At 66.4% G+C, this 26,633-nt stretch carries 24 protein-coding genes; 10 read left to right on the top strand and 14 right to left on the bottom strand.

Features of this window, described 5'->3' with window-relative positions; genetic code table 11:
* The 3 genes from Q5701_RS08040 to Q5701_RS08030 are packed head-to-tail and all read left to right on the top strand — an operon-like array spanning nucleotide 1 to nucleotide 2,566.
* Nucleotides 1–810: a TatD family hydrolase gene (locus tag Q5701_RS08040; RefSeq protein ID WP_306754749.1), complete on the top strand. Its 810-nt coding sequence runs from the start codon at nucleotides 1–3 to the stop codon at nucleotides 808–810.
* On the top strand, nucleotides 807–1,625 hold the full coding sequence (locus Q5701_RS08035) for an MBL fold metallo-hydrolase (RefSeq protein ID WP_306754748.1): 819 nt from the start codon (nucleotides 807–809) through the stop codon (nucleotides 1,623–1,625). Before Q5701_RS08040 ends, Q5701_RS08035 begins: the two co-directional genes overlap by 4 nt.
* Nucleotides 1,622–2,566: an AEC family transporter gene (locus Q5701_RS08030; protein WP_306754747.1), complete on the top strand. Its 945-nt coding sequence runs from the start codon at nucleotides 1,622–1,624 to the stop codon at nucleotides 2,564–2,566. The genes Q5701_RS08035 and Q5701_RS08030 overlap by 4 nt, the downstream gene beginning before the upstream one ends.
* A gap of 61 nt (nucleotides 2,567–2,627) precedes the next feature.
* On the opposite strand, the gene Q5701_RS08025 is transcribed toward Q5701_RS08030, so the two are convergent.
* From Q5701_RS08025 to Q5701_RS08000, 6 genes are all read right to left on the bottom strand, one after another.
* Entirely contained in the window at nucleotides 2,628–3,578 is a 951-nt protein-coding gene (locus Q5701_RS08025) for an ABC transporter permease (RefSeq protein WP_306754746.1), read from the bottom strand.
* A gap of 3 nt (nucleotides 3,579–3,581) precedes the next feature.
* Nucleotides 3,582–4,880, bottom strand: coding sequence for an ABC transporter permease (locus Q5701_RS08020; protein ID WP_306754745.1), 1,299 nt, complete (start codon nucleotides 4,878–4,880; stop codon nucleotides 3,582–3,584).
* Nucleotides 4,881–4,941: 61 nt separating this feature from the next.
* Entirely contained in the window at nucleotides 4,942–6,027 is a 1,086-nt protein-coding gene (locus Q5701_RS08015) for an ABC transporter substrate-binding protein (protein ID WP_306754744.1), read from the bottom strand.
* A 55-nt stretch (nucleotides 6,028–6,082) separates the two neighbouring features.
* Nucleotides 6,083–7,159, bottom strand: a complete 1,077-nt coding sequence (locus Q5701_RS08010; protein ID WP_234855313.1) for an ABC transporter substrate-binding protein — start codon at nucleotides 7,157–7,159, stop codon at nucleotides 6,083–6,085.
* 93 nt (nucleotides 7,160–7,252) lie between these two features.
* Complete coding sequence (locus tag Q5701_RS08005) at nucleotides 7,253–8,323, bottom strand: ABC transporter substrate-binding protein (protein WP_306754743.1); 1,071 nt, start codon at nucleotides 8,321–8,323, stop codon at nucleotides 7,253–7,255.
* A 68-nt stretch (nucleotides 8,324–8,391) separates the two neighbouring features.
* Nucleotides 8,392–9,495 carry an ABC transporter ATP-binding protein gene (locus Q5701_RS08000; RefSeq protein WP_306754742.1) on the bottom strand — a complete coding sequence of 368 codons (1,104 nt, stop codon included), beginning with the start codon at nucleotides 9,493–9,495 and terminating at the stop codon, nucleotides 8,392–8,394.
* A 277-nt stretch (nucleotides 9,496–9,772) separates the two neighbouring features.
* Here Q5701_RS08000 and Q5701_RS07995 point away from each other — a divergent pair, with 277 nt between their 5' ends.
* Both Q5701_RS07995 and Q5701_RS07990 read left to right on the top strand, forming a co-directional pair.
* Complete coding sequence (locus Q5701_RS07995) at nucleotides 9,773–10,528, top strand: sulfite exporter TauE/SafE family protein (RefSeq protein WP_306754741.1); 756 nt, start codon at nucleotides 9,773–9,775, stop codon at nucleotides 10,526–10,528.
* Between the two features lie 2 nt (nucleotides 10,529–10,530).
* The gene (locus Q5701_RS07990) at nucleotides 10,531–10,878 is read left to right on the top strand and encodes a RidA family protein (protein WP_234855309.1); all 348 of its coding nucleotides are present in this window, start codon (nucleotides 10,531–10,533) and stop codon (nucleotides 10,876–10,878) included.
* On the opposite strand, the gene lpxB is transcribed toward Q5701_RS07990, so the two are convergent.
* Genes lpxB through Q5701_RS07950 form a run of 8 tightly spaced genes read right to left on the bottom strand, consistent with a single transcriptional unit; the run spans nucleotide 10,862 to nucleotide 20,915 of the window.
* Complete coding sequence (gene lpxB, locus Q5701_RS07985; RefSeq protein WP_306754740.1) at nucleotides 10,862–12,016, bottom strand: lipid-A-disaccharide synthase; 1,155 nt, start codon at nucleotides 12,014–12,016, stop codon at nucleotides 10,862–10,864. The genes Q5701_RS07990 and lpxB overlap by 17 nt on opposite strands.
* 24 nt (nucleotides 12,017–12,040) lie before the next feature.
* Nucleotides 12,041–12,847, bottom strand: a complete 807-nt coding sequence (locus tag Q5701_RS07980) for an LpxI family protein (RefSeq protein ID WP_306754739.1) — start codon at nucleotides 12,845–12,847, stop codon at nucleotides 12,041–12,043.
* Nucleotides 12,844–13,626 carry an acyl-ACP--UDP-N-acetylglucosamine O-acyltransferase gene (gene lpxA / locus Q5701_RS07975; RefSeq protein WP_306754738.1) on the bottom strand — a complete coding sequence of 261 codons (783 nt, stop codon included), beginning with the start codon at nucleotides 13,624–13,626 and terminating at the stop codon, nucleotides 12,844–12,846. Before lpxA ends, Q5701_RS07980 begins: the two co-directional genes overlap by 4 nt.
* Nucleotides 13,619–14,098, bottom strand: coding sequence for a 3-hydroxyacyl-ACP dehydratase FabZ (fabZ, locus tag Q5701_RS07970; RefSeq protein WP_306754737.1), 480 nt, complete (start codon nucleotides 14,096–14,098; stop codon nucleotides 13,619–13,621). Before fabZ ends, lpxA begins: the two co-directional genes overlap by 8 nt.
* A gap of 59 nt (nucleotides 14,099–14,157) precedes the next feature.
* The gene (locus Q5701_RS07965; RefSeq protein WP_306754736.1) at nucleotides 14,158–16,269 is read right to left on the bottom strand and encodes a hypothetical protein; all 2,112 of its coding nucleotides are present in this window, start codon (nucleotides 16,267–16,269) and stop codon (nucleotides 14,158–14,160) included.
* Nucleotides 16,266–19,016, bottom strand: coding sequence for a DUF4159 domain-containing protein (locus tag Q5701_RS07960; RefSeq protein ID WP_306754735.1), 2,751 nt, complete (start codon nucleotides 19,014–19,016; stop codon nucleotides 16,266–16,268). The genes Q5701_RS07965 and Q5701_RS07960 overlap by 4 nt, the downstream gene beginning before the upstream one ends.
* The gene (locus tag Q5701_RS07955; protein WP_306754734.1) at nucleotides 19,016–19,900 is read right to left on the bottom strand and encodes a DUF58 domain-containing protein; all 885 of its coding nucleotides are present in this window, start codon (nucleotides 19,898–19,900) and stop codon (nucleotides 19,016–19,018) included. The genes Q5701_RS07960 and Q5701_RS07955 overlap by 1 nt, the downstream gene beginning before the upstream one ends.
* A gap of 7 nt (nucleotides 19,901–19,907) precedes the next feature.
* Entirely contained in the window at nucleotides 19,908–20,915 is a 1,008-nt protein-coding gene (locus tag Q5701_RS07950) for an AAA family ATPase (RefSeq protein ID WP_306754733.1), read from the bottom strand.
* A 65-nt stretch (nucleotides 20,916–20,980) separates the two neighbouring features.
* Here Q5701_RS07950 and Q5701_RS07945 point away from each other — a divergent pair, with 65 nt between their 5' ends.
* From Q5701_RS07945 to Q5701_RS07925, 5 genes are all read left to right on the top strand, one after another.
* Nucleotides 20,981–21,523: a DUF1285 domain-containing protein gene (locus Q5701_RS07945; protein ID WP_306754732.1), complete on the top strand. Its 543-nt coding sequence runs from the start codon at nucleotides 20,981–20,983 to the stop codon at nucleotides 21,521–21,523.
* A complete protein-coding gene (locus Q5701_RS07940) occupies nucleotides 21,523–22,284 on the top strand; it encodes a hydroxypyruvate isomerase family protein (RefSeq protein ID WP_306754731.1) in 762 nt (253 codons plus the stop codon). The genes Q5701_RS07945 and Q5701_RS07940 overlap by 1 nt, the downstream gene beginning before the upstream one ends.
* A gap of 206 nt (nucleotides 22,285–22,490) precedes the next feature.
* Nucleotides 22,491–23,642, top strand: a complete 1,152-nt coding sequence (locus Q5701_RS07935; RefSeq protein WP_306754730.1) for a hypothetical protein — start codon at nucleotides 22,491–22,493, stop codon at nucleotides 23,640–23,642.
* A gap of 145 nt (nucleotides 23,643–23,787) precedes the next feature.
* Entirely contained in the window at nucleotides 23,788–25,608 is a 1,821-nt protein-coding gene (gene typA / locus Q5701_RS07930) for a translational GTPase TypA (protein ID WP_306754729.1), read from the top strand.
* 270 nt (nucleotides 25,609–25,878) lie between these two features.
* The gene (locus Q5701_RS07925; RefSeq protein WP_306754728.1) at nucleotides 25,879–26,553 is read left to right on the top strand and encodes a TetR/AcrR family transcriptional regulator; all 675 of its coding nucleotides are present in this window, start codon (nucleotides 25,879–25,881) and stop codon (nucleotides 26,551–26,553) included.
* The last annotated feature ends 80 nt before the right edge of the window (nucleotides 26,554–26,633 follow it).

Here is a 26,633-nt window from a genome sequence, read left to right as displayed (position 1 = left end):
ATGTCCCAAAAGGCCTTTCAGTCGGCCCCTCCGCCGATCGTCGATAGCCATTGCCATCTGGACTTCCCCGATTTCGAAGGCGAACACGACGCCCTGGTCGACCGCGCCCGCGCGGCAGGCGTTACCCGCATGGTCACGATCTGCACCCGCCTGCGGCAGGAACCCCAGGTCCGCGCCCTGGCCGAACGATACGATGGCGTCTTCTACGCCGCCGGCACCCACCCGATGAGCGTGGCTGAGGAACCAATGGCCACGCTGGACCAGCTTGTCGCCCTGTCGGACCATCCGAAATTCGTGGGGATCGGCGAGACTGGGCTGGATTACCACTATACCGCCGAAAGCGCCGCCCTTCAGGCGGAAAGCCTCCGCATCCATATCGAGGCCGCGCGCCGCACGAGCCTGCCCCTCATCATCCATTCCCGCGACGCTGACGAAGCCATGGCCCGGATCCTGACCGAGGAACACCGCGCCGGCGCCTTTGCCTGCGTGATGCACTGCTTCACCTCGGGCGCGGACTTGGCGCAGACGGCCCTTGACCTGGGCTTCTATCTGTCGATGTCCGGGATCGCTGCCTTTCCCCGTTCAACCGAATTGCGTTCGATCTTTGCTGCGGCCCCGGTGGATCGCATCCTGGTGGAAACCGACAGTCCCTACCTGGCTCCGCCCCCCCATCGAGGGCGGCGCAACGAACCGGCTTATGTGGCGAAGACCGCGGCCCTTGTCGCCCAGGTCTTTGGCATGGATTACCCCCAGTTCGCCGCCCAGACCTCGGCCAATTTCAACCGTCTGTTCCCGAAGGCGGCCGCATGATCCGGGCAACGATCCTGGGCTGCGGCTCCTCGGGCGGGGTGCCCCGGCTGGGGAACCGCTGGGGTGCCTGCGATCCGGCCGAGCCCAGGAACCGCCGCCGCCGCTGTTCGCTGCTGGTGGAACGTCCCGGTCCCGATGGCACAACGCAGGTGCTGATCGATACCGGCCCCGACCTGGTGCCGCAGCTGCTGGATGCGAATGTCGCGACGCTGGACGCGGTGGTCTATACCCATGCCCATGCCGACCATATCCACGGCATCGACGACCTGCGGCAGGTGGCCTATAACGCCGGCCGCCTGATCCCTGTTTGGGCCGATATGTCCACCTCGGAACAGCTGCTGGACCGCTTCGGCTATATCTTCAAGACCCCGCCCGGCAGCTATTACACGCCGATCTGCGACCTGCACGTGATCGACGGCCCCATCGTCGTGGATGGCACCGGCGGTCCGGTCACGCTGATCCCGTTCCGCGTCCAGCATGGCGAGATCACCGCCCTGGGCCTGCGCATCGGCGGGCTGGTCTATCTGCCCGATGTGTCCGATATCCCCCACGCCGCCTGGCCCCTTGTCCACGGGGCCGAGGTCTTTGTTTGCGACGCCCTGCGACCGCAGCCTCATCCCAGCCATGCCCATCTGGCCCAGGCGCTTGACTGGATAGCCCATGCGCAAACCCCGCGCGCGGTGCTGACGAATATGCATATCGACATGGATTACGCCACCGTCGCGGCCATCACGCCCGACCATGTCGTCCCTGCCTTCGACGGCATGGTGATCGAAACGACATCGGATACCCCCGACCATCCCGCCGCGCTATGAGCGCGCTGTTCAACATCATCGTCCCGGTCTTCCTGATCGTGGGCTTCGGCTATCTCGTGGCCTGGCGCGGCATCTTCCGCGAAAGCGCGGTGGACGGGCTGATGGTCTTCGCCCAGAACTTTGCCGCGCCCACGCTGCTGTTCGCGTCGATGTCGCGGCTGGACCTGGGAACCGAGTTCCGCCCCGCCCTGCTGCTTCCTTTCTATGTCGGGGCCTTTTCCAGCTTCTTCGTCGGCTGGGCCGGGGCCCGCTTCCTGTTCAGCCGTCAGCCCATGGATTGCGTGGCGATCGGCTTCGTCTGCCTGTTTTCCAACAGCCTGCTGCTGGGCATTCCGATCATGGAGCGCGCCTATGGGCCGGACGCGCTGTCGGGCAACTGGGCGATCATAGCGATCCATTCGCCGCTGCTATACACCTTCGGCATCACCTTCATGGAGTTCACCCGTGCCCATGGCAGCGGCCTGTCAGTGGGCCGGGTTGCTCTGCGCGCGATCACCGGCGTCCTGCGAACGCCGCTGGTGATCGGAATCATGGCGGGCATGGCCATGAACGTGCTGCAACAGGCGGGCCTTGTCATGCCCGAGGGCTTCTGGGCCGCCGTGAACATGATCGCCGCTGCCGCCCTGCCCGCCGCGCTGTTCGGCTTGGGCGGCGTCCTCTACCGTTATCGCCCCGAAGGCGACATGGGCGCCATTGCAATGTGCTGCGCCTGTTCGCTGCTGGTCCATCCGGGCATCGCCTATGCCTTGGGTCGCATCACGGGCCTGGACGATGCGGGCCTACGATCGGCGGTGATGACCGCCGCCATGGCGCCGGGCGTGAACGCCTACCTGTTCGCCAATCTTTACGGCGCCGCCAAGCGGGTCGCGGCGACCACGGTCCTTGTCGGCACCGCCGTTTCGATCCTGTCGATCTGGATGTGGCTGGCGATCCTGCCCTGACCCGGCCCTTTTGCCTTGGCCAAATATCCCGCGGGGGTCCGGGGGTGTGAAACCCCCGGCTTTACCTTGGCGTCACGCCCCGGATCCGTTCCGACCGGCGGCGCAGCAGTTCCACCGTGGTCAGCAGCGCGATCGAGAAGATCACCAGCAGCGTCGCCACCGCCAGGATGGCGGGTGAAATCTGCTCGCGAATACCGTTCCACATCTGGCGTGGAATGGTCTGCTGTTCCGGTCCGGCGATGAACAGCACCGCCACCACCTCGTCGAACGAGGTGACAAAGGCGAACAGCGCGCCCGAGATCACGCCGGGCAGGATCAGCGGCATGGTCACGCGGAAAAAGGTGGTGCGCGGATTGGCCCCCAGCGACGCCGCCGCCCGGTTCAGCGACTGGTCGAACCCCACCAGCGTCGCGGTCACGGTGATGATGACAAAGGGGATCCCCAGCGTCGCATGGGCCAGGATCACGCCCAGATAGGTGCCGGCCAGCCGCCCGCAATTGGTGGGCAGGCCAAAGATGCCCAGCAACTCGCAAGGGTTCGAATAAAAGAAGAACATCCCCGTCGCCGTGATGATCAGCGGCACGATCATGGGCGAGATCAGGATCGCCATGATCGCCCGGCGGAACGGCATCTCGGGGCGCGACAGGCCAAGCGCGGCCAGTGTCCCCAGGACCGTGGCCAGGATCGTCGAGAATACCCCGATGATGATCGAGTTCTTCGCGGCCTTGACCCAGTTGGCGTTGTTCCAGGCATCCGACCAGAAGGCCCAGCCGGTCGCGTCCGGGTTCTGCATCCCGAAGGTCAGCAGGCTGCGATACCACCGGGTGCTGTAGCCTTCGGGGTCAAAGGACAGCATCCGGTCGGTAAAGGTGAAATACGGCTCGGCGTTGAAGGACAGCGGGATGATCACCACGATGGGCGCGATCAGGAAAAAGAAGATCAGCCCGCAGATCACCAGATAGGAATAGTGCCAGATGCGCTCCAGCGGGCTTGCATAGGTCGGAACAGCCATGGATCACCCCAGCTTCAGGTTGTCGATGCCGACCATCCGGTCGTACACCCAATACAGCAGCAGAACCGCGCCCAGCAGCAGCGCGGCAAGCGCGGCGGCCATCGACCAGTTCAGCGTATCGGTCATGTGCATCGCGATCATGTTGGAAATCAGCTGCCCCGACGATCCACCCACAAGCGCGGGCGTGATGTAATATCCGACGGCCAGGATGAACACCAACAGCGCCCCTGCCCCAAGGCCGGGCAGCGTTTGCGGGAAATAGACCCGGCGGAAGGCCGTCCAGCTTGTCGCCCCCAGGCTGCGCGCCGCCCGGACATAGGACGGGTTGATCGTGCGCATCACCGAATACAGCGGCAGGATCATGAAGGGCAGCAGGATATGGGTCATGGCGATGATCGTGCCGGTCTGGTTATAGATCATCTGCAGCCGCTGGCTGCCCCCGATCACCCCCAGCCAGACCAGGATGTCGTTGATGACCCCCTGCTGTTGCAGCAGCACCATCCAGCTTGTGGTCCGCACCAGAAGCGAGGTCCAGAAGGGCAGCAGCACCAGGATCATCAGCAGGTTCGATTTCCGCATCGGCAGCGTTGCCAGCAGATGCGCGATGGGAAAGCCCAGCACAAAGGTGGTGGCGGTGATGACAAGCGACAGCCAGAAGGTGCGCATGAACAGCATCACGTAAACCTGCTGGCGTTCCTCGACGGGGGCGATGCTGCCGTCGTCGGCGCGGGTGCGGTCCACCGCGGCCAGATAGAAGTTGCTGGTGATGGGACTGGACGCCTCGCGCATTGCGGACCACAGCGCAGGACTTCCCCAGTCCTCGTTGATGTCCAGCAGGGCCGCCTGATAGGGCGGCTCCAGCCCCCGGCGGACCTGCCTGCCGGTCGAGGTGAACAGCGACCGCGTGCCAGGCACGTCATAGTTGATGCGGGTGCCGACGATGCCGATGGTGCGTGCCTCGGCCGCAGCCTGCAGGTCGGTGGCAAGGGCGGCCCAGGCGGCCTCGTCGGGTTCCGCGCCGCGCGGATTGCCGTCGAACCATTGCGACAGTTGCGGCATATGGGCCGAAAAACCGTCGTTATAGAACGACCGTTGCAGCATCTGCCCGATCGGGACCACGAAGGTGATCAGGATAAAGGCCAGCAGCGGCAGCACCAGCAGAAAGGCGCGGCGGCGTGCGCGCTTTTGCGACCGGGCCAGGGCGCGGACCAACGGCATGCCATCGGTGGTCCGCAGCGCCCCGTCGGTCAGGCCGGTGGCCGTTGTCGCAATGGCTGCGTGCGGATCAAGAGCGTTTGCCATGAATTCCTCAAAGTATCAGGGCCGCCGCCCGGCACCGGCACGGGCGGCGGCAATCATTCTGTCAAGAACCGGCCAGCCAGCTGTTGAAGCGCTCGGTCAGTTCGGAATCGTGGTCGGCCCAGAATCCTGCATCGTTGACCAGGGCGCGCTCGGCATTCTCGGGTGTCGTCGGCAGGTACGGCGCCATTTCCGTGGTGCCGTCCTTGTAGGTGCCGACACTGGCCGAGGCCGATTCGCGCGGCGGACCATAGGCGATGTATTTCGACAGGTCCGCCTGCCGCGTCGGGTCCGAGGCAAAGGCGATGAAGTCCATCGCCACCTCCTTGTTCGGCGCACCCATCGGCACGACCCAATAGTCCATGTCCAGGTTCGCACCATCCCAGACAAAGGCGAAGGGCTTGCCTTCATCGACGATGGCATCGAAGATCCGACCGTTATAGGCCAGCGTCATCGTCACTTCCTTGTCGGCCAGAAGCTGCGGCGCCTGGGCGCCCGCTTCCCACCAGACGACCTCGTCCTTGATGCTGTCCAGCTTGGCGAAAGCGCGGTCAACGCCCTCGGTGGTGGACAGCACGTCATAGACCTGGTCGGCCGGCACGCCGTCCCCCAGCAAGGCAAATTCCATGGCGTATTTCGGCCGCTTGATAATGCCGCGCTTGCCGGGGAATTTCTCGGTGTCGAAGAAATCGGCAACGCTCGTGGGCGCACCGTCCGGGAAGGCTTCGGTATTATAGGCGATGACCGTGGACCAGACCATGATCGCCGTTGCGCATTCATGCAGCGCCTGGGGCAGGTAATCCTCGGCCGCAGGGGTGCCGTCCGCCGAGGCAGGCAGGATCGCAGGGTCTATCGGCTCGATCAGGCCCTCGTCGCACAGCCTCAGCACGTCCGACTGCTCGACGTCAAAGACGTCGCTGGTGATGTTGCCCGCCTCGACCTGGGCTTTCAGCGTTGCAGGCGGATTGTCGTTGTCCACCATCGTGGCCTGGATGCCCTTCTCGGCCGTGAAGGGCTTGACGAAGGCCTCGTTCACAGCGGCCCCAAAGGCGCCGCCATAGGTGGTGATGTTGATTGGCCCCTCTTGGGCCTGTGCCGCAACCCCGGACATCAGCGCCAGGGCCGTGCCTGCAATCAGTCGTCTGGTCATGCTTTGCTCTTTCGAAACCCTTGGGTGAAGGCGGCGCCATGCCGGCGCCGCCCGATCAGGAACCAGCCAGCCAGCTGTTGAAGCGTTCGGACAGTTCGGCATCGTGGTCGGCCCAGAATTCCGGGTTGTCCACGACGGCGGTTGTCAGGTGGTCGGGTTCGGTCGGCATATGCGGCGCCATTTCGGTCGTGCCGTCCTGATACATCCCGACCAGCGGCGCCGAGGATTTGCGCGCCGGGCCATAGGCGATGTATTTCGCCTGATCCGCCAAGGGCTGGGTGCCGGTGGCGAACTTCACGTATTCCAGGGCAGCCTCGGGGTTGGGGGCGTCCTTCGGCACGACAAAGGCGTTGATCTCCAGGTACTGGCCGTCCCAGATCACGTCGAAGGGCTTGCCTTCGCCCACCATCGCATCGAAGACACGGCCGTTATAGACGGTGGTCATGGCCACCTCGCCATCAGCCAGCAGTTGCATGGGCTGCGCGCCGGCTTCCCACCAGACTACGTCGTTCTTGATCGTGTCGAGCTTGGCAAAGGCGCGGTCCACGCCTTCGGGCGTAGCAAGGGTGTCATAGATGTCGTCGGCCGCCACCCCATCGGCGATCAGCGCCAGATACAGCGTCCGCTTGGGCGACTTGGGCAGTCCGCGCTTGCCGGGAAATTTCTCGGTGTCGAAGAAATCGGCGACGGTGGTCGGAGCCTCGCCTTCGAACTTGGTCTTGTCGTAGCTGATCACCGTGCCCCAGACGATATTGCCCACCGCGCAGTCACCCAGCGAGCCATCGACGAAATCCTCGGCGGCAGGGGTGCCATCGGCGCCTGCGGGCAGATCGGCGGGATCGAATTCCATCAGCGCGCCTTCGTCGCACAGCCGGATCGCATCGGCCATCGCCAGATCGAAGACATCGCCGGTGACATTTCTGGCCTCGACCTGCGCCTTCAGGGGGGTGGCCGGATCGTCGGCTGCGATCATGTTGGCCTTGATGCCGGTCGCCTCGGTGAAGGGCTTGTTATAGGCCTCGACCTGGCTGACCTCATAGGCGCCGCCCCAGGACACGACATTGACCTCTTGCGCGGTGGCCGCAAACGCCATGCCGACAAGGGCGGTGGATAGGACCAGTGTGGTTTTCACGTTCTCGAACTCCCGTTGATGAGGGGTCTTTGCCCCATGTTCTTGGCCCCCTTGGGGCAAGGGGCGGGCATTGGTCTGCCCGCCCCGATCCGGTCAGCTGGCCAGCCAGCTGTTGAAGCGTTCGTTCAGTTCCGCATCGCGATCGACCCAGAATTCCAGGTTGGATCCCAACGCATTGGTCATGTTCGCCTCGGTCGTGGGCAGGTTCGGACCCATGGGCGTGTCCGAGCCTTCGATGTTGCCGACCAGGGCGGCCGCCGACTTGCGCGGCGGACCATAGCTGATGAATTCGGCCGCGCGCGCCTGCGGGGCGGGCGATGTCGTCCAGGCCACGAATTTCAGCGCGTCTTCCAGGTTGTTTGCGCCTTTCGGCACGACCCAGCCTTCCATCTCATAGATCTGGCCATCCCAGATGATCTGGAAGGGCTTGCCTTCTTCCTGGGCTGCGCTGAAGATCCGGCCGTTGAAGGCATAGGCCATCACGACCTCTCCATCCGCCAGCAGTTGCGGCGGCTGGGCACCGGCTTCCCACCAGATCACGTCGTCCTTGATGGTTTCCAGCTTGGCGAAGGCCCGGTCCACGCCTTCTGGCGTGCCCAGGACCTCATACACCTCGGCGGCAGGAACGCCGTCGGCCATCAGCGCCAGTTCCAGGTTGAACTTGGCACCCTTGCGCATGGTGCGCTTGCCGGGAAATTTTTCCAGGTCGAAGAAATCCGCCGGGCTGGCGGGCTTGGCATCCGGGAACCTGCTTTCGTCGAAGGCCAGGACCATCGAATAAACGTCGGTCGCGACAAAGCATTCTGTGATCGCGCCTTCGATGAAATCGTCGGTCGCGGCCGTGCCATCCTCGGCAGCGACCAGGATCGACGGGTCGATTTCCTCCAGCAGCCCTTCATCGCACAGCCGCACCGCATCGGCGTATTCCACCGAGGCCACATCGGTGGTCACGTTGCCCGCCTCGACCATGGCCTTGATGGGGGTGGCGGGGTTGTCGGCGTCGGCGATGTTCACCTTGATGCCGGTCTCGGCCTCGAACGGCTTGGCATAGGCCTCGACATGGCTGTTGCCATAGGCACCCCCCCAGGACAGCAGGTTCACATCCGCCAGCGCGGGAAAGGCGACCAGGCCAAGTGCGGTGGTCAGGGCAAGCGTCTTTTTCATCTATCACTCCAACTGCAAGGATACGCGGCATTTGCCGTCATTCGTGGCCCAAGGGTATCCCCTGGCCCTCAGACCGGGTCGAGGGCGCGGGCATCGGCGGGATGCCAGCCGATCTTGATCTGCTGGCCCGGCTCCAGCCGGGTCTGGCCGATGGTGTTGCGCATCTTCATGACGAAATCGGCGCTGCCCGCCACCTTCAGGCGGGCGCGCAGGATGTCGCCCATATAGACGACCTCGCACACCTCGGCGCCGATCATGTGGGCGCCGGGGGGCATCATCTCGGGCTTGAACTCGACCCGTTCGGGCCGGATGGACACCAGCACCTGCTGTCCCTTGGAAGTCACGTTCACCGGGGTGGCGTCGATCACCTCACCGGTGGACAGGCGCACAAGGGCCTTGTCGCCCGATATTTCCTCGATCACGCCGGGCAGCTTGTTGTTCTCGCCGATGAACTGGGCCACGAAGCTGTTTTCCGGGCGTTCATAGAGGTCGGCGGGCGCTGCAAGCTGCTGGATGCGGCCGTCGTTGAAGACCGCCACGCGGTCCGACATGGTCAGCGCCTCACCCTGGTCGTGGGTGACATAGACGCAGGTGATTCCAAGCCGTTCATGCAGGTGCTTGATCTCGAACTGCATGTGTTCGCGCAACTGCTTGTCCAGGGCGCCCAAGGGTTCGTCCATCAGCACCAACTCGGGGTCGAAGACTAGGGCACGGGCCAGCGCGATCCGCTGCTGCTGGCCGCCCGACAGTTGCGCGGGGCGGCGGTTGATGAACTTGCCCATCTGCACCATGTCCAATGCGCGGGCGACACGGGTTTCGCGGTCGGCCTTGGACATTCCCCGGACTTCCAGCGGGAAGGACAGGTTCTCGCCCACGGTCATGTGCGGAAACAGGGCATAGTTCTGGAACACCATGCCGATGCCGCGCTTGTGCGGGGGCACCTGGTTGATCGGCCGCCCGGCCAGCCGGATTTCCCCATGAGTCGCGGTTTCGAACCCCGCAAGCATCATCAGGCAGGTCGTCTTGCCCGAACCCGATGGTCCGAGCATCGTCAGGAACTCTCCCTTGCCGATGGACAGGTTCAAATCTTTGACGACAAGAGTCTGTCCATCATAGCTTTTTTGCACGTGCTCAAAGGCAACGAAGGTATCGCCGTGGCGGTCGTCCAGCAAAAGGCGCTCTCCCTGTTATCGATTTTCGTTGTTCAGCGCATCAACAGGTTACGCGGCGGCTTGGCGTCTGTGCAACACTGTTTGCGACATTTCTTGCGGGGTGAAGGTCGCTTACAGTCATTGGCGGTGCCCGCCCATGCAATCGGCGTCCCTGCCGGGAATGCGGGCACTGGCGCATGGCCTTGTGTCCCTGCAACCCTGCGGCTAGCGTCGCGGCCGATCCGAATCCGCCACCTGCCAAGGACACCCGTCCTTCGCGCCTGACCGAAGGACTGCCATGCTGGAAGCCCTGCTTCTGTTCGCCGCCGGGTTTTTCGGCGGGATGCTGAACGCGGTCGCCGGTGGCGGCACATTCATCACCTTTCCCGCGCTTGTCTTTACCGGCATTCCCCCGGTCGTCGCCAATGCGACCAGCACCGTGGCGGCGCTGCCCGGTTACCTTTCCTCGGCCATCGCGTTCCGGGGCGACATCCGCGCCATCCACGACGCGCCCTTCGCCAAGCTGACGATCTGGACGATGATCGGTGGCGCCATTGGCAGCGGCTTGCTGCTGGTCAGTTCGAACGAGGCTTTCTCGGCCCTTGTGCCGTTCCTGCTGCTGGTCGCGACGCTGGTGTTTTCCTTTGCCGACGACGTGCGCCGCATGGCGTCGCGGTGGCGGTCGGTGGTCCTGCCCTTTGGCTTGGGCATCCTGCTGCCGGTTGCGATCTATGGCGGCTATTTCAACGGCGGCCTGGGGATCGTGCTGCTGGCGGTCTTTGCCATGTGGGGCATGACGGACCTACATCAGATGAACGGGCTGAAATGCTGGCTGAGCTTCGCGCTATCCGCGGTGGCCTTTGCTATCTTCGCGGCGGGCGGGTCGGTGGCCTGGGGACCAGCGGCGATCATGGCCGTGGGCACCATCACCGGCGGCTATGCCGGCGCGCCCGTGGCCCGGCGCATACCCCGCAATATCCTACGCCTGCTGATCGCCGTGATCGGCTTTGGCATGACCGCAATCTTTTTCTGGCGTCTCATTCAAGGAGCATGAGCATGAACGACATCAAGCGCATCGAAACCGGCCCGCGCATGAGCCAAGCGGTCATCGCCAATGGCACCGTCTGGCTGGCAGGCCAGGTGGGCGAGCCGGGCGCGTCGGTTGCCGACCAGACCCGCGTCGTGCTGGAACAGGTGGACCGCCTGCTGGCCCTGGCCGGAACCGACAAGACGCGCATCGTGTCCGCCCAGATCTGGCTGGCCGACATGGCCGATTTCGCGGAAATGAACGCAGTCTGGGACGGATGGGTGCCGCAGGGCCATACCCCTGCGCGTGCCACGGGCGAGGCGAAGCTGGCCACCCCCGACTACAAGGTCGAGGTGATCGTCACCGCGGTTCTTTAACCGCCCGCAGCACGGACCGGGCGGCGCGCAGGCCCGGCGCCTCGCCGCCCTTGCCCAGCCGGTCCATGGTCAGGTCCATCGCATCCAGTTGGGCCTGCCGTTCCCGGGGGTCGTCCAGCAACCGCAGCAGCGCCCGGGCCATGGGCGCGGGCTGGCAATCGCGGCCCAGGAATTCGGGCACCGTGCGAGTATCGCTGACCAGGTTGACCAGCGTCACCGTGTCCGTCTTCAGCAACATCCCGATCAGCATCCGGCTGAGGGGCGCCATGTCATAGCCGATCACCATCGGCACCCGGTTGGCCGCCAAATCCAGGCTGACCGTCCCCGACGCCGCAAGCGCCAAATCGGCTGCGGCAAAGGCTCCGCGCTTTTGGTCCGCATCCTCGACCACCAGGGGACGGACCGGCCACCCGGCAGTCAGGTGCCGCACCTGACCCGCAACACCCGGCACGGTCGGCAGCACGACCTGCGTGTCAGGGACATGACGGCGCAGATCGGCCAGCGCCTGCCCGAAGCGGGGCAGCAGCCGCCCGACCTCGCCCGCGCGCGATCCGGGCAGGCACAGGACCACGGGGCTTTCGGGGGCGATCCCGTGGCCCGCCCGAAACAGCGCAGCCTCGTCGGGGCCAGCCACAGGAATGGTGGCAATGGGGTGACCCACGAAATCGCAGGTCATGCCTGCGGCCTGCATCAAGGGCGGCTCGAAGGGCAGGATCGCCAGCACGTGATCCACCACCTCGGCCATCTTCAAGGCCCGCCCCGGCCGCCAGGCCCAGACCGAGGGCGCGACATAGTGGATCACCCGCAGGTCGGGCCGCTGCGCCCGTGCCGCGCGGGCCACGCGTAGGCAAAAATCCGGGCTGTCGATGCCGATCAGCGCGTCCGGGCTTTCGGCGACGACACGGGCTGCGGTTTCCGCGATGCGGCGTTTCAGGTGGCGGTATTTCGGCAGAACCTCCCATATCCCCATCAGGCTCAGTTCCCTCATGGGAAACAGGCTCTCCAGGCCGTGGGCGGCCATCGCATCGCCGCCGATGCCGACGATTTCCACGTCAGGCGCCAGTTCCCGCAAGCCCGCCATCAGCGCCGCGCCAAGCTGGTCGCCCGAAGGCTCGCCCGCGATCAGGAAGAACTTCATGCGCCTACCTCCGGCACGATTATGTCAGGCAGGAGGCATGGCCCACAAGAACAACCCTGCCGATTGCGCGCGACGGATGGCCTCGTCCCGGTCCAGCAGGATCACACCGCCCGCCTGCCAGGCAATGCCGGCAAGCACGGCGTCGGCGGCCTGGGTCACGCTGTCGGGACCAAGCGTGGGCAAGTCGATGCGCATATCCTGGCCGGGCTTCGGGGCCTTGAAGAACACGCCCTTCGCGCCGTCCGGGTTGGGCCGCAGCCCGGCATGACGCCCGGCAAAGTCCAGCATCGCCTGCGTGCCGGGCAGGGTTTCGATGGCAAGGCACTGGCCCTGCGCCACCACATTCCCCTGCCCCACGTCCAGCGGTCCCAGCGTTGCATGGATCAGCGCCGCCCGCGCTGCATCGCGCCGGTCGGCGGCGGACGGTTCGCCCGCCAGCACGCCTTCTCCGGGGATCAGGTCGGGCGCGACATCGGCAACCGAGGCGATGGCCAGCCCGTGTTCCTCGAACACCTCCAGCACCGCCCGCAGCGCGCCGTCGTCGCCCGACTGCATCGCCATCATGATGCGTGGCACCAGTTGCGCCGTGCGATTGTCGAACAGTTCCGGGTCCAGGCGGGGGCGGCGGATGGCCCCGGCAAAAACCACCTGCGACGCGTCCTGGTCCAGCAGGCTGTCCAGAAACGGCACCAGCCGTTCCAGCCGGAAGGGTTGCGCATCCACCCCTTCGGGCGCGAATCCGTCCAGGGCATAGACCAGCGGCGCGTCAAGGGCGGCGATGACGGCGGGGGCCAGGGCGCCCTGGCCCGCGATGACGACGGTGCGGGTCATGCGGGCCTCGGCGTCAGGAAGCTGCGGTCGGACGGGCCAAGGATGAAATCCAGCACGTCGCGGACCATCGCGCCGCTTTCCCCTTCGGCCAGATGGCGCGCGGTGTCGCGGAAGCTGCCGCCGCCCAGCCGGTCCAGCATTTCCCGCAGTTCGAGGATGTCGGCCCGGCTGGCGCCCCGGCGTTTCAGGCCCACAAGGTTCAGCCCATCCAGATGCCCGCGCGGTCCTTGGACCAACCCGTAAGGGATCACGTCCGCCGTCACCATCGTCACCGCGCCGATCATTGCGCCGCGCCCGATGCGCACGAACTGATGCACGCCCGACAGCCCGCCGATGATTACGTCGTCGTCCAATTGGCAATGCCCCGCAAGCGAGGCGTTGTTGACCAGGATCACCCGGTCGCCCAGCTGGCAATCATGGCCCACATGGCAGCCCGCCATGAACAGCCCGTCGTCGCCGATCCGCGTGACGCCGCCTCCGCCCCCTGTTCCGGGATTCATGGTGACGTATTCGCGGATGCGGTTGCGCGCGCCGATTTCCAGGCGCACATCCTCGCCCTTGAATTTCAAATCCTGCGGCACCTCGCCGATCGAGGCAAAGGGAAAGACCACGGTCCCTTCGCCGATCGCAGTATCCCCGGCAATGGCGACATGGGATTTCAGCACCACGCCATCGGCCAGCCGCACCTTGGGTCCGACAACGCAGAACGGGCCGATCTGGACGCCCGCGCCGATCTGCGCGCCGTCCTCGATCACGGCGGTGGGATGGATGTCAAGCATTGGCCTTCAGGGCCATCATGGCGGTGAATTCGGCGGATGCGCAAAGCTGGCCGTCCACCAGGGCACGGCCCTCGAACTTCCAGATCTTGCCGCCGCCGCGCAGGGCCTTCACATGAAGTTCCAGCATATCGCCCGGCACCACCATGCGGCGGAACTTGCACTTGTCGATGCCCATGAAATAGGTCGCCAGCGGCTTGTCGATGATGTTCATGCTGATGCCCACGATCACCGCCGCCGTCTGGGCCATCGCCTCGACGATGGTGACGCCCGGCATGACGGGCTCGTCGGGAAAATGGCCCTGGAAATGCGGCTCGTTGCAGGTGACCATCTTGATGCCCACGCCGCTTTCGTGCGAGACGATGTCGCGCACCTTGTCGATGAATAGGAACGGATAGCGGTGCGGAATGATGCGCTTGATCAGCGACAGGTCGGCCCCGGCATAAAGGGCGGGGGCGCGCGTTTCATCGGCCATGAGCGTTCCTTCGGGACATTTTTCCCCGGTTAGCAATGCGCCTGCCCCTTGGCAAGCGTTCAGCCGGGGGCGGCAGGGACAATGGGCGCGGCCTTGCCTGCCCGGCCCTCGCGCAGCCAGCCTGTCAGGATCAACCCCGACACCAGCAAAAGCCAGGCCCAGCCGGGCAGCAAGGGGCGGCGTTCCAGCCCCGTGACCGATGCCGCATCGCGCGGAGTGATGGCGATCCAGTCGCCCAGGGCGGCGGCGCCATGGGCATTGCGGCCCGGCGCCACCGTGCGCAGATCGGGGATCCCGTCGGACAGGGCGATCACGCCGCCGCCGGTGGCCTGGACCAGCGGATCAAGAAGGGCGGCGCTGGCGACGGTTTGTTCGAACTCTCGCGGTGCCGCCGGGCCAAGCGCCAGCACCCGGCGCAGATCGCCGTCCTGCAGGCGGTAAAGCCCCGGTTCCGGTGCGGCCCAGTCTGCGGTAAAGCGGCCCGGCCCGGCCTTGGTCAGGGGAACCTCCTCGGTTTCGCCGTCCGGGCGGGTGACGACCAGCGGCCCGGCGTCCTCGGCCATGGTGCGGCGCGTGAACCGGACCGTCATGTCGCCCGAGACATCGGCCAGCAACGCCTCCTCCTCCAACTCCGGTTCCTTCATCGACCAATGGGCGATGCGGCGCAGCAATTCCAATTGCGGCCCGCCGCCTTCGAAGCCGCGCCCCCACAACCACACCTGGTCCGAGGTCAGCAGCGCCACCCGCCCCTCGCCCACGCGGTCCAGGATCAGCAGGGGTTCGCCGTCGATGCCGGTCATGGCGACCTGCGCATCCGGGTCGGGCTGGACCGTTGCCATGCGCAGCCAGCGGCCCCAGGTGGGATCCTCTCCCTCGGATCCCGGCAGGGCGGCGGTGACGGGGTGGCGCTGGCCCTCTTCGGTCAGGCGCGGCAGGAAGGGCTGTTCCAGCACCCCGCCCGTGGGGCGTGCAGGCAGGATCTGGCCCAGCGGCGACAGATACAGGCTTTCCACTCCCGCCATTTCCGGCCCGGCGGAAACCAGGATTGCCCCGCCCCCTTCGACATAGCGGGCGATGTTGGCGTAATAATCGGGCGGCAGGATGCCCCGCACGCTGTAGCGGTCGAAGATGATCAGGTCGAAGTCGCCGATCCGTTCCATGAACAGTTCCTGGGTCGGAAAGGCGATCAGCGACAGCTCGTTGACGGGCACGCCGTCGGATTTGTCGGGCGGGCGCAAGATGGTGAAGTGGATCAGGTCCACCGCCGCATCCGATTTCAGCAGGTTGCGCCAGGTCCGTTCGCCCGCGTGCGGTTCGCCCGACACCAGCAGCACGCGCAGCCGGTCGCGCACGCCGTTGATGCTGATGGCCGCGCTGTTGTTGCGGTCGGTCAGCTCGCCCCCTTCGGGCGCGTCAAAGGCGATCTGGACGACATTCTGGCCTGCATGGTCCAGCGTCAGCGGCAAGGTGATCGGCTGGCCCACCGGCACGGCCACCACCTGCTCGTCCTCTCCGTCGATGGACAGGCGCAGGTTGACGGAACCCGTTTGGACTTGGGCCGGGACGGCGCCCTGATCCTCGATCCGCAGGCGGATGGCGACCTGCTGGTCGATCAGGCCAAAGGCCGGGGCTTCCTCGATCACCAGGCGGCGGTCCCAGTCCTGCGGGCGTCCGGTCAGCAGGACATGGACCGGCGCGGGAACGGCGACCGGCAGCATGGCCGGATCGTGCAGCCGCCCATCGGTGACGGCAATCACGCCTGCAAGCCGGGTTTCGGGTTCGGCGGCAATGGCGCGGGCCATTTCGGTGGCAAGCAAGGTGCCGTCGTCGTTGTCGCCCACCGTCACGCGGCGCAGTTCGGTGTTGGGCAGGGCGGTAATCTGGCGCGTCATGGCATCCACCGCCGCGTCCGCCTGCGCGGTCCGTTCGGGCAGGCCCTGGCTGGCGGACCGGTCGTCGATCAGGATCACGATGTCCGACAGCCCGGACCGGCTGCCGATTTCCAGGGCGGGACCGGCCAGGGCAAGGGCTGCGGCAAGCCCCGCAAGACCGCGCCAGGCCCAGCCCCGCAAGCCCCGCCACAGCGCAAACCCCGCCACCAGCAGCGCAAGAACGGCAAGCGCGGCAATGGCCCACCAGGGCAACAAGGGATCGAAGCGAAGCTGGGTCATGGGCCAAGCGTCTCCTCGGTCCGCATCCGGTCCAAAAGGGCGGGAACATGGACCTGGTCGGATTTGTAATTGCCTGTAAGGACATACATGATCAGGTTCACGCCGAACCGATACGCCATCTCGCGCTGCGCCTCGCCTTCCCAGCCGCGCCCGATGGGAAAGGCAGGATAGCCGTTTTCATCCACGGCCCAGGCCTCGGCCCAGGAATTGCCGCCGATCACCACCGGGCTGACGCCGTCGTTCAACTGGCGGAAGGGCACACCCTCGGCAGCCTCGGCCCCGGCGGGCGGGGCTTCCAGCCAGACGGGGTTACCCTGCCAACGGCCCGGAAAGTCGCCCAGAAGATAAAAGCTGCGCGTCAGGACATGATCCTCGGGGACCGGCGACAGCGGGGGTATCTCCAGAGGCGAGGCCAGGGCTTGCAGCCCCTGCGACATATCCGGCCCGCCGACGCCCGCCACATCGCCATCGCGCGTGTCGAACAGGATCATGCCCCCCGACCGCATGAAATGGTTCAGCCGGACATAGGCCTGCGGCGAGGGCGGGGCCTGGGTGTCGGTGATAGGCCAGTACAGAAACGTCAGCACCGACAGATCGTCCGCGTCAAGGTCGATGGCCACCGGATCCCCCGGCTCGACCGAGGTGCGGCTTGCCAGCAGCATCGACAGCCCGCGCAAGCCATCGCGCGACGTTTCGTCGATCCGTTCCTCCCCCGTGATCACATAAGCCAGCGCCACCTCGTTCGCGGCACGGGCCAGTTCGGGGTTCGGATCCTGCGCCATGGCAGGGGGCGCGGGCTGGACCAGCAGCGCCAGCAGCAGCGCCGCCGCAACCCGCCCGCCCCGCGCGATCATCGCCGATCCAAGCGCATCCAGGGCCAGGATCAGCGCGGCCAGTGCCAGCAGCGGCCCGCGCAGGTCTTGGCCCGCAGCGGCGCCGGAAGCCTCGACCGTGGCGCCCGGCCAGTCGGCCAGGACCAGCGGCCCGCCTGCATTCAGCGCAACCCGCCGGTCGCCTGCCGCATAAATGCCCGCCGGGCGGTCGGGACCGGGACCGAGCGCCAGATCCGCTGCCGCCACCGGGGCCAGACCGTCCGCGGGCGCGGCGCGGCCAAAGCCGTCCAGCACCGTTTCCGGCGTCCAGAAGGGTTGGTCGCGGTCGTCCGTTCCTTCCTCGGACGGGGCAACGCGGGCGGTCTGGACCAGGCGGTTCAGCATTTCCACAAACAGGCCAGAGATCGGCAGGTTCGACCATTCGGCATTGGCGGTGACATGGAACAGCACCACCTGCCCCTGCCCCACCCGGTCGCGCGTGACCAGGGGCGTGTTGTCCGACAGCGCGGCAAGGGTCTTGTCGGCCAGATCGGGGGCGGGCTGGGCCATCAATTGCGCGCGGATCGCGACATCCCCGGGCGCGGTCAGCCCCGCGAAGACGCCGTCGGCGGCAAAGGGGGCGATCCCCCGGGGGTCGCCCCAGGACAGCGCCCCGCCGATGTCGCGCCCGCCCTGCCGCAGCGCAACGGGAACCAGCGGTTCGGTCTGCAACTCCTCGAAGGCAGCCATGCGGGGACCGGCGAAACGGATCAGCAGCCCGCCGTCATCGACCCAGGCGGACAGGTCGTCGGCTTCGGCCAGATCGACCTGGTCGGCCAGCACGATCACGTCGGGCGCGGTGTCCAGAACGTCGCCCAGGCCGCCTTCCACCAGATCGGTCGTGGGTGTCAGGGCACGGCGGAGATAGTGAAGTTGCGACAACAGTTCCTGGCCTTCCGCCTGACGGTCGGCCTCGCCCACAAGGCCCACCTTCCGGCGCTTGACCCGGTCGTCGGCCAGCACGACGGCGCCTGCATGAGCCTCGCCCTCGATCTGGAAGCGGGTGATGCGGTTGCGCAGTTCCGGCGGCAGGTCGATGGCGGTGGGGCGCGTGGCGATCCCGGCGGCATTGGCGGCATCACCGGGGGTCAGGCGGGCCAGTTCGCGTTCCACGCCCTGGGGATCGGGACCGATGGCCAGGATCGCGGGCGCGGCGTCGTCCGTCATTGTCAGCGTCAGGGACGGCGTGTCGCCCCCGTGCAGGGACAGCGACCGCAGCGCACGGGCAGGCGGGACCACCGTGACCGGACCACGGTCCGCCAAGGCCGACAGCCAGGCCGCGCGGTTGGGATGGTCCAGCCCGTCACTGATCCACAAGGTCGCAAGCTGGCCCTCGGGAACAGAGGCCAGGGCAGCGGCGGGATCCTCGGGCAGGCCGGTTCCCCAGGACACCGGCTGCGCGGCCCGCAGCCTTGCCAGCAGCGTATCTGCAGGGGCGAAGGGCAGCGCCGCCGGAACATCGCGGCCATCGGCCAGCAGCAGGGAAGCGGGACGGCCCTGGGCGGCGGCATCGTTCAACACGGCCTCGGCGCGGGTCAGCCGGGCGGGCCAGTCGGGGGCGGCGGACCAGCCGGCATCCAGCACCACCAGCAGCGAGCCGTCCTGCCCGCTGGGCACCGCCGGCTTCCAGCTTGGCCCGGCAAAGGCCAGGATCAGCGCGGCCACCGCCGCCAAGCGCAGCAGCAGCAGCCACCAGGGCGTGCGCCGCGCGATGGGCACGCGGTCCACCAATCCGCGCAACAGCGCCACGCCGGGAAAGTCCACAAGGCGCGGCGCGGGCGGCAGGGCGCGCAGGATCACCCACAGGACCGGCAACGCGATCAGGGCGGTCAGCACCCAGGGGGCCGCGAAGCCTATGGGACCAAGGATTAGCATCAGCCCGCAAGCACCTGATAGAGCCAGCTTAACGCGGTTGCAGGCGGATGGCCGGTCGAATGATGCCCAAACTGCCAGCCCGCCCCCATGGCGCGGTGGCGCAGCCAGTCGCGCCGTTCCGCAAGCCGCGCGAGATAGGCATCGCGCAGCCCTCCTGCATCGCGGCTGTCATGGCGGACGGCGCCCGACAGGGACCGGAACAGGACGGCGCCGGACCAGGGAAACGCCTCTTCGTCCGGGTCCAGGACTTGCATGAGCACGCCCGTCACACCGATGCCCGATGCCCGCGACAGCAGCGCATCGACCCAGGCAGGATCGCCCAGGAAATCCGACAGGATCACCAGCCGTTGATTGGGGCGCAGCGTGTCGGGCGAAGGGGCGTCATCATCGGTTCCGGTCAGCGCCGTCGCGGCGATCTGTTCCGCCAGCCAGTCTGCCTGCACCCGCCCCGCGCGGGCAGGCAGACCCAGCAGGCCCACCTTTTCGCCGCCCCGCAGCAGGACCATCGCCAGGGCCAGGGCCAGCAGATGTGCGCGGTCCGCCTTGGCCGGGCGATCCGGCGCACCGGAATAGCCCATCCCCTGCCCCGCCGATATCCATAACCCCACCGCCTGCGCCGTCTGCGCTTCCCTGTCTCGGACGAACTGGGCGTCCGAACGGGCAGAGCGGCGCCAGTCTATGGCACGGGCGGAATCGCCCTGGGCGGCGGGACGGTATTGCCAGAAATCCTCGCCCGGGCCGCTGCGGCGCAGCCCGTGGGCGCCGGGCGCGATCATTGCCGCAAGCCGTTCGGCGGACAGGATCAGCGCCGGCAGATGGCCGCTGGCCGTCTGCGCCCCTGATCGAAGCGTGGCTGCGCGAAGATCGGCGGGGGACCGGGTCAAGACACCCTCATGCGGCCTGGCGGCTGCCGAAACGGTCACCCAGCAGGCGGGCGATCACGCCGTCCACCGTCTCGCCCCGCGCGCGGGCGGCGAAGGACAGCGCCATGCGATGGCGCAGCACGGGGGCAGCCAGGGCCTCGACATCCTCCAGCGTGGGGGCGAAACGGCCGTTCAGCACGGCGCGCGCCCGCGTGACCAGCATCAAGGCCTGCGCGGCACGCGGCCCCGGCCCCCACAGCAGCGCGTCGCCCAGGAACGAGGCCGAATCCGTCTCTCCGGGACGGCAGGCGCGGACGAGATCCAGGATCGATTCCACGACGCCCTCGCCCACGGGCATCTGGCGGATCAGTCGTTGCGCGGCGATCAGGCCCTCGGCATCGAAGGCCGCATGGGCGCGGGCATCCTCGACCCCGGTGGTGGCCAGCAAGATGGCGCGTTCGGTGTCGCGGTCGGGATAGTCCACGTCGATCTGCAACAGGAAGCGGTCAAGCTGCGCCTCGGGCAAGGGATATGTCCCTTCCTGCTCGATGGGGTTCTGGGTCGCAAGAACATGGAACGGGCGGCCCAGGGGGCGGTGCTGGCCGCTGATCGTGACCTCTCGTTCCTGCATGGCCTGCAACAGCGCGGATTGCGTGCGCGGGGATGCGCGGTTGATCTCGTCGGCCATCAGAAGCTGGGTGAAGACCGGGCCTTCGATAAAGCGGAAGGCGCGCGATCCGTCGGGCAGCACGTCCAGAACCTCGGACCCCAGGATGTCGGCGGGCATCAGGTCGGGGGTGAACTGGATCCGCTGGCTGCCCAGGCCCAGGACCGTGGACAGCGTATCGACCAGCATGGTCTTTCCCAGGCCCGGCTGGCCCACCAGCAGCGCGTGACCGCCCGCCAGGATCGCCGCAAGCACCTGTTCGACCACCTGGTGCTGTCCGACAAAGCGTCGCTCGATGCTGGCGCGGGCATCGGCAAGGGTTTGCCCAAGCTGTTCCACACGCTGCACCAGAATTTCATCCGAAGCCATGACAATGCCCCCTGACTGCTCTACACCCGGACCATAAGCAGATAACCGAAAGGCGACTATAGCGAATGGCAGATCGCGGTGACAAAGCTGTGAGCGCCGAGGGCATTGCAAGCGCCGCCAGCAAGGCCGCCAAGGGGGGCCTGCCGCCGGTCCATCTGTGGAACCCGCCCTTTTGCGGCGACCTGGACATGGAGATCCGGGCGGACGGCACCTGGTTCTATCAAGGCACGCCCATCGGCAGGCCTGCCATGGTGCGGCTTTTTTCCACGATCCTGAAGCGCGAGGGGGACGGCTTCTTCTTGGTGACGCCGGTGGAAAAGGTCGGGATCCGCGTGGTTGACGCGCCTTTTGTGGCGGTCGATGCCGATATCCTTGCCGATGCGGTGACATTCACCACCAATGTCGGCGACCGGGTGACGGCGGGACCGGACAATCCCATTAGGCTGCGCGGCACCGGGGACGCGCCCCGCCCCTATGTCCATGTCCGCGCGGGGCTGGATGCGCTGATCGACCGCAAGACATTCTATCGCCTTGCCGCCGCCGCGACCGATGATGCGGGACGCAGCGGCATCAGATCCGGCGGTGTCTTTTTTCCGTTGGAGCCTTGATGCCCCGTTTCGCTGCCAACCTGACGATGCTGTTTACCAACTTGCCGATGCTGGACCGATTCGCCGCCGCCGCCGATGCGGGTTTCGCCGGGGTCGAGATCCTGTTCCCCTATGACATCCCGGCCCGCGACCTGTCTCGCGCCGCCATTGCCGCCGGGCTGGAATTTGTGCTGATGAACACGCCGCCGCCGAACTGGGCGGGCGGCCCGCGCGGCTTTGCCGCCGAACCCGGGCGCGAGGACCGCTTCCGCAGCGATTTCGACCGCGCCCTGCGCTTTGCAGGCGTGTTGCGGACGCGCCATATCCATATCATGGCGGGCTATGCCCAAGGACCCGAGGCACGCCAGACGTTCATCCGCAACCTCGCTTGGGCCGCAGAACGCGCGCCCCATGTCAGCCTGACGATCGAGCCGCTGAATCCCATCGACCAGCCGGGCTATTTCCTGGCCGATTTCGATGTGGCCGCCGATCTGATCGCGCAGATCGGCGCCACCAACCTGGGGCTGCAACTGGACACCTATCACGCGCAGCTGATTACCGGCGACGCGATGGCCGTCTGGCGCAGGCACGCGGGCATCACCCGCCATATCCAGATTGCGGGGGTGCCCGGGCGGCACGAACCGTCGGGCGGGATGATCGACTATCCTGGATTTTTCGCGGCCTTGGACCGATCAGGCTATCGTGGCTGGGTCAGCGCGGAATACGAACCTTCCGGCCTGACGGCCAAGGGTCTGGACTGGCTGCGGCCCCCGCTTTCCTGACAAAGGCCGCCTGCAGGGAACCGGGGTTCCCGGCCCGCGTTATCGCCATGACGCCGTTCGGAAAAACCCATTCCTGGCGCATGATCAACAGCGGAGACAACCCATGAATTCCATCATCTATATTGTCGGCCTGGTGGTCGTCGTCCTGTTCATCCTGTCCTTCCTTGGCCTTCGCTGAAGCGCGGCCCACACAAGGCTGATCCGACATGAGCATCACCCCCGACGCGACCCCGCCCCGCAGCATCATGGACTGGCCCGCGATCCTGTCGGGCGCGGCCATCGCCGCAGGGGCCATGGTCGTCTTTACAGGATTCACCGCCGCCATCGGCCTGGGGTCGGTTTCAGCGGAACCGGGCGAAGGGCTGGGGACATTCGCCAGCATCCTGGTTGGCCTGTTCGCATTCCTTAGCACGCTGGCGTCCTATGCCCTGGGCGGCTATGTCGCCGGGCAGATGCGCACCCCCGTTTCCGGCATCGCGGCCGATGAAACCCATGCCCGTGACGGCGTCCATGGCCTGACCGTCTGGGCCATCGGCACGCTGGTCGGTGCCATGCTGACCATTGGCATCGTGTCGGGCGGCGTGCGCGCCGTGGGATCGGCGGCAAGCACCGCCATCGAGGCTGGCGGATCCGCCGTCGGCGGTGCCCTTCAAGGGGCGGGCCAATTGGCAGGCGGCGTTGCGGGCGGCGTGGGCCAGGTCGCAGGCGGCGTCATCAGCGGCGCGGGCCAGGCGGCAGGCGGTGCCCTGCAAGGCGCGGACGAGGCCGCAGGCGGCGACACTCTGCAGGATATGCTGCCTGAAGGAATGCAGCAGAACCCGATGGATTACATCACAAACCGCCTGCTGCGCCCGCAGGAAACCGCCCCCAACGCCTTCTCGGACGAGGCGATCCGTGGCGAGATCGCGGGCATTGTCGGCACCGTTCTGCGCACCGGCGAACTGCCCCAGCAAGACCGCGACTATCTGGTGCGCGCCGTGGCTGCCCGGACCCAGCTTTCCCCGCAAGAGGTGGAGGCCCGCGTCGACCAGGCCGTGACCGAGGTGCAGGATCTGCGGGCCGAGGCCGAGCAGCGCCTGGCCGATGTCCAGGCCCAGGCCCAAGAGGCCCTGGATACGGCGCAAGCCGAAGCGCAGCGCCTGCAGCAAGAGGCCGAACAGCGCCTTGAAGAAGCCCGCCAGGCTGCCATCGACGCGGCCGAGGCTGCCCGCAGCGCCGCCGTCTGGTCGGCGTTCCTGCTGGCCGCATCGACCCTGATCGCGGGCGCTGTGGCCTTTCTTTCCGCCATCCGCGGCGGACGGGATCGCGACGAAGGCCGCGTCTGGTCTGGCCTGCATCGCGGCATCCGCAACCGCTGACCCCTGTCGTCAAAGGTTATATCGACCCCGCCACAAGCCCGTGGCGGGGTTTTTCGTGGCATTCAGCCCATCCGCCTTGCCCAGTTTTCATCTGGCCTTTTGGCCTGTGATTGTTTAGGGCCACCGCAAATCACAAAGGTCGCCCATGGATATCCGCAACATCGCCATCATCGCTCACGTTGACCACGGCAAGACGACGCTGGTCGATCAGCTGTTGCGCCAGTCGGGGTCGTTTCGCGAAAACCAGGCCGTCGCCGAACGGGCAATGGACAGCAACGACATCGAACGCGAACGGGGCATCACCATCCTGGCCAAGGCGACATCGGTCGAATGGAAGGGCACCCGCATCAACATCGTGGACACGCCCGGCCACGCCGATTTCGGCGGAGAGGTCGAACGGATCCTGTCCATGGTCGATGGCGTCTGCCTGCTGGTCGATGCCGCCGAAGGGCCAATGCCGCAAACGAAGTTCGTGCTGGCCAAGGCGCTTGCGCTTGGGCTGCGCCCCATCGTGGTGCTGAACAAGGTCGACAAGCCTGCGGCAGAACCTGACAATGCGCTGAACGATGTCTTCGACCTGTTTGCGAACCTGGGTGCCAGCGACGAACAGCTGGATTTCCCCCATGTCTATGCCTCGGGCATCGGCGGCTGGGCTGATGCGACGCTGGACGGCCCGCGCAAGGATATGTCGGCGCTGTTCGACCTGGTCCTGAGCCATGTCCAGCCGCCCAAGCAGATCGCGCGCGTTGGTGAACCGTTCCAGATGCTGGCGACCACGCTGTCGGCCGACCCCTTCCTGGGCCGCCTGCTGACCGGCCGGGTCGAGGCGGGCCGCGCCAAGGCGGGCGATACCGTCAAGGCCCTGTCGCGCGACGGCGAGCGGATCGAGCAGTTCCGCATCAGCAAGGTGCTGGCCTTTCGCGGCCTGACCCAGACCCCGATCGACGAGGCGCAGGCAGGCGACATCGTGACGCTTGCGGGGATGTCCAAGGCCACGGTCGCCGATACCATCGCCGCGCCGGAGTTGGACACCGCCCTGCCCGCCCAGCCGATCGACCCGCCCACCATCAGCGTGACCTTTGGCATCAACGATTCTCCCTTGGCCGGTCAGGACGGCAAAAAGGTCCAGTCCCGCGTCATCCGCGAGCGCCTGATGCGCGAGGCCGAGATCAACGTCGCCATCAAGGTCGAGGATACGCCGGGCGGCGACGCCTTTGTCGTGTCCGGCCGTGGCGAATTGCAGATGGGCGTGCTGATCGAGAATATGCGCCGCGAAGGATTCGAACTGTCTATCAGCCGTCCGCGCGTCATTTATCGCGAGGAAGACGGCCAGCGGCTGGAGCCGGTCGAGGAAGTCATCATCGACGTGGACGATGATTATACCGGCGTGGTCATCGAAAAGCTGACCGGCGAACGCAAGGGCGAGATGGTGGACATGCGCCCGGCAGGCGTCGGCAAGACCCGGATCATCGCCCATGTGCCGTCGCGCGGGCTGATCGGCTATCACGGCGAATTCATGACCGACACGCGCGGCAACGGCGTCCTGAACCGCATTTTTCATGGTTGGGTTCCGCACAAGGGACCGATCCAGGGGCGTCGCCAGGGCGTGCTGATCTCGATGGAAAACGGCGTTTCTGTGTCCTATGCGCTGTGGAAGCTGGAAGATCGCGGCAAGTTCTTCATCGGCGCGCAGGAACAGATCTATCAGGGCATGATCATTGGTGAACATTCCCGCGACAACGATCTGGAAGTGAACCCCCTGCGGGGCAAGCAGCTGACCAACGTCCGCGCCTCGGGCACGGATGAGGCGGTTCGCCTGACGCCGCCGGTGCGGATGTCGCTGGAAGAAGCCATCGCCTATATCGACGACGACGAACTGGTCGAAGTGACGCCCAAGAACATTCGCCTGCGCAAGCGCCACCTAGACCCTCACGAACGCAAGCGTCAGGCACGGGCGGAGGCATAAGCTTCCCCCACGTCAACCTGTCGTTTTAGCGAGGTTCGCAGCCGCCCGGCCGCGTGGTATCCTTGAATGGTGGAGCCCGTGTCGGGATCGTCGGCGCATGTTCGTGGTATCTGGTCATCCGGTTTCGTCGCCTTGTCCGGCACTCCTGTTCATGCAGCCGTCCGGGCATTCGCCCGCCGGTTCCGGGCAGCGGCAGGGAACTGCAAGGAATGTGATCGGTTCCTGTACGGGAAGGAACAACGGGCGGAACGTCCGTTGGTTTGGCTCGACATGAGCCTTGTGGACCAGGATCTGAACGTGAGCAGACATGACGACATCATGAAGGGACTGGGGCTGCACGGCCAAGCCGTCGTCGCGGCCCTGGAAATGATGGTCGACCTGGGCAAGCGCAATCCGGGGCTGGACCAGGTTGCCAGCCGGATCGGCGCCGAACCCGGCACCCTGCGCCGTATCTTTCCCGACGATGACAGCCTGATGATCGCCGTGGCAGAGCAGGCGCTGATCAGGCTCATGGATTCCTGCACAAAGGCGGTCGTCAAGATCAACCCCGACGATGCGGTGGGGCAGTTCCTCGCGCTCGGCAACGCCTACATCCGCTGGGCTGCGGATCACAGTGTCCAGTTTCGCATTATCTCCAGCCACCCGACGCTGAACGCGGACAAGGTTCCGGAACTTCGCCGATATCTTGATTCGGTCGTTGACCTGATGACGCGGATGCTGGAACGCGCCCGCACTGCCGGTCGCCTGCGCGATGACGAGGACATCCCCAGGCTGGTCCTGTCGTCGCGGATCTTTGCCCATGGTCTGGCGCAAATGGTGGTCGATGGCCGGGTGGATGCCTGGCTGCCGGCCCGCACCCCCCTTGAGGCCGCTGAACAGGCGCTTGCGGACTTTGTCAAGCGGATCGCCCGCGCCTCGGCCAAGCATTCCCTGTCCCGGGGCTGACGTCCAAGGCCCCGGACGGCGTTTCACCGTTGCCTATTCAACCCGTGCCCGGTCGCAGCCGCCACCCGACATCGGCTTAA

Origin of the sequence: Paracoccus actinidiae (assembly GCF_030863885.1) — a bacterium.
GTDB classification, from domain to species: Bacteria; Pseudomonadota; Alphaproteobacteria; order Rhodobacterales; family Rhodobacteraceae; genus Paracoccus; species Paracoccus everestensis.
This window is presented reverse-complemented; position numbering and strand designations above follow the sequence as displayed.

Coding starts and splice junctions, on each gene's coding strand:
- Q5701_RS07960 (WP_306754735.1), bottom strand. CDS start 19,016: ATGCTAATCCTTGGTCCCATAGGCTTCGCGGCCCCCTGGGTGCTGACC.
- Q5701_RS08025 (WP_306754746.1), bottom strand. CDS start 3,578: ATGGCTGTTCCGACCTATGCAAGCCCGCTGGAGCGCATCTGGCACTAT.
- Q5701_RS07935 (WP_306754730.1), top strand. CDS start 22,491: ATGAGCATCACCCCCGACGCGACCCCGCCCCGCAGCATCATGGACTGG.
- Q5701_RS07950 (WP_306754733.1), bottom strand. CDS start 20,915: ATGGCTTCGGATGAAATTCTGGTGCAGCGTGTGGAACAGCTTGGGCAA.
- typA (WP_306754729.1), top strand. CDS start 23,788: ATGGATATCCGCAACATCGCCATCATCGCTCACGTTGACCACGGCAAG.
- Q5701_RS08030 (WP_306754747.1), top strand. CDS start 1,622: ATGAGCGCGCTGTTCAACATCATCGTCCCGGTCTTCCTGATCGTGGGC.
- Q5701_RS08015 (WP_306754744.1), bottom strand. CDS start 6,027: ATGACCAGACGACTGATTGCAGGCACGGCCCTGGCGCTGATGTCCGGG.
- Q5701_RS08005 (WP_306754743.1), bottom strand. CDS start 8,323: ATGAAAAAGACGCTTGCCCTGACCACCGCACTTGGCCTGGTCGCCTTT.
- Q5701_RS07990 (WP_234855309.1), top strand. CDS start 10,531: ATGAACGACATCAAGCGCATCGAAACCGGCCCGCGCATGAGCCAAGCG.
- fabZ (WP_306754737.1), bottom strand. CDS start 14,098: ATGGCCGATGAAACGCGCGCCCCCGCCCTTTATGCCGGGGCCGACCTG.
- Q5701_RS07945 (WP_306754732.1), top strand. CDS start 20,981: ATGGCAGATCGCGGTGACAAAGCTGTGAGCGCCGAGGGCATTGCAAGC.
- Q5701_RS07925 (WP_306754728.1), top strand. CDS start 25,879: ATGAGCCTTGTGGACCAGGATCTGAACGTGAGCAGACATGACGACATC.
- Q5701_RS07980 (WP_306754739.1), bottom strand. CDS start 12,847: ATGACCCGCACCGTCGTCATCGCGGGCCAGGGCGCCCTGGCCCCCGCC.
- Q5701_RS08020 (WP_306754745.1), bottom strand. CDS start 4,880: ATGGCAAACGCTCTTGATCCGCACGCAGCCATTGCGACAACGGCCACC.
- Q5701_RS08040 (WP_306754749.1), top strand. CDS start 1: ATGTCCCAAAAGGCCTTTCAGTCGGCCCCTCCGCCGATCGTCGATAGC.
- lpxB (WP_306754740.1), bottom strand. CDS start 12,016: ATGAAGTTCTTCCTGATCGCGGGCGAGCCTTCGGGCGACCAGCTTGGC.
- Q5701_RS07965 (WP_306754736.1), bottom strand. CDS start 16,269: ATGACCCAGCTTCGCTTCGATCCCTTGTTGCCCTGGTGGGCCATTGCC.
- lpxA (WP_306754738.1), bottom strand. CDS start 13,626: ATGCTTGACATCCATCCCACCGCCGTGATCGAGGACGGCGCGCAGATC.
- Q5701_RS07995 (WP_306754741.1), top strand. CDS start 9,773: ATGCTGGAAGCCCTGCTTCTGTTCGCCGCCGGGTTTTTCGGCGGGATG.
- Q5701_RS07940 (WP_306754731.1), top strand. CDS start 21,523: ATGCCCCGTTTCGCTGCCAACCTGACGATGCTGTTTACCAACTTGCCG.
- Q5701_RS08035 (WP_306754748.1), top strand. CDS start 807: ATGATCCGGGCAACGATCCTGGGCTGCGGCTCCTCGGGCGGGGTGCCC.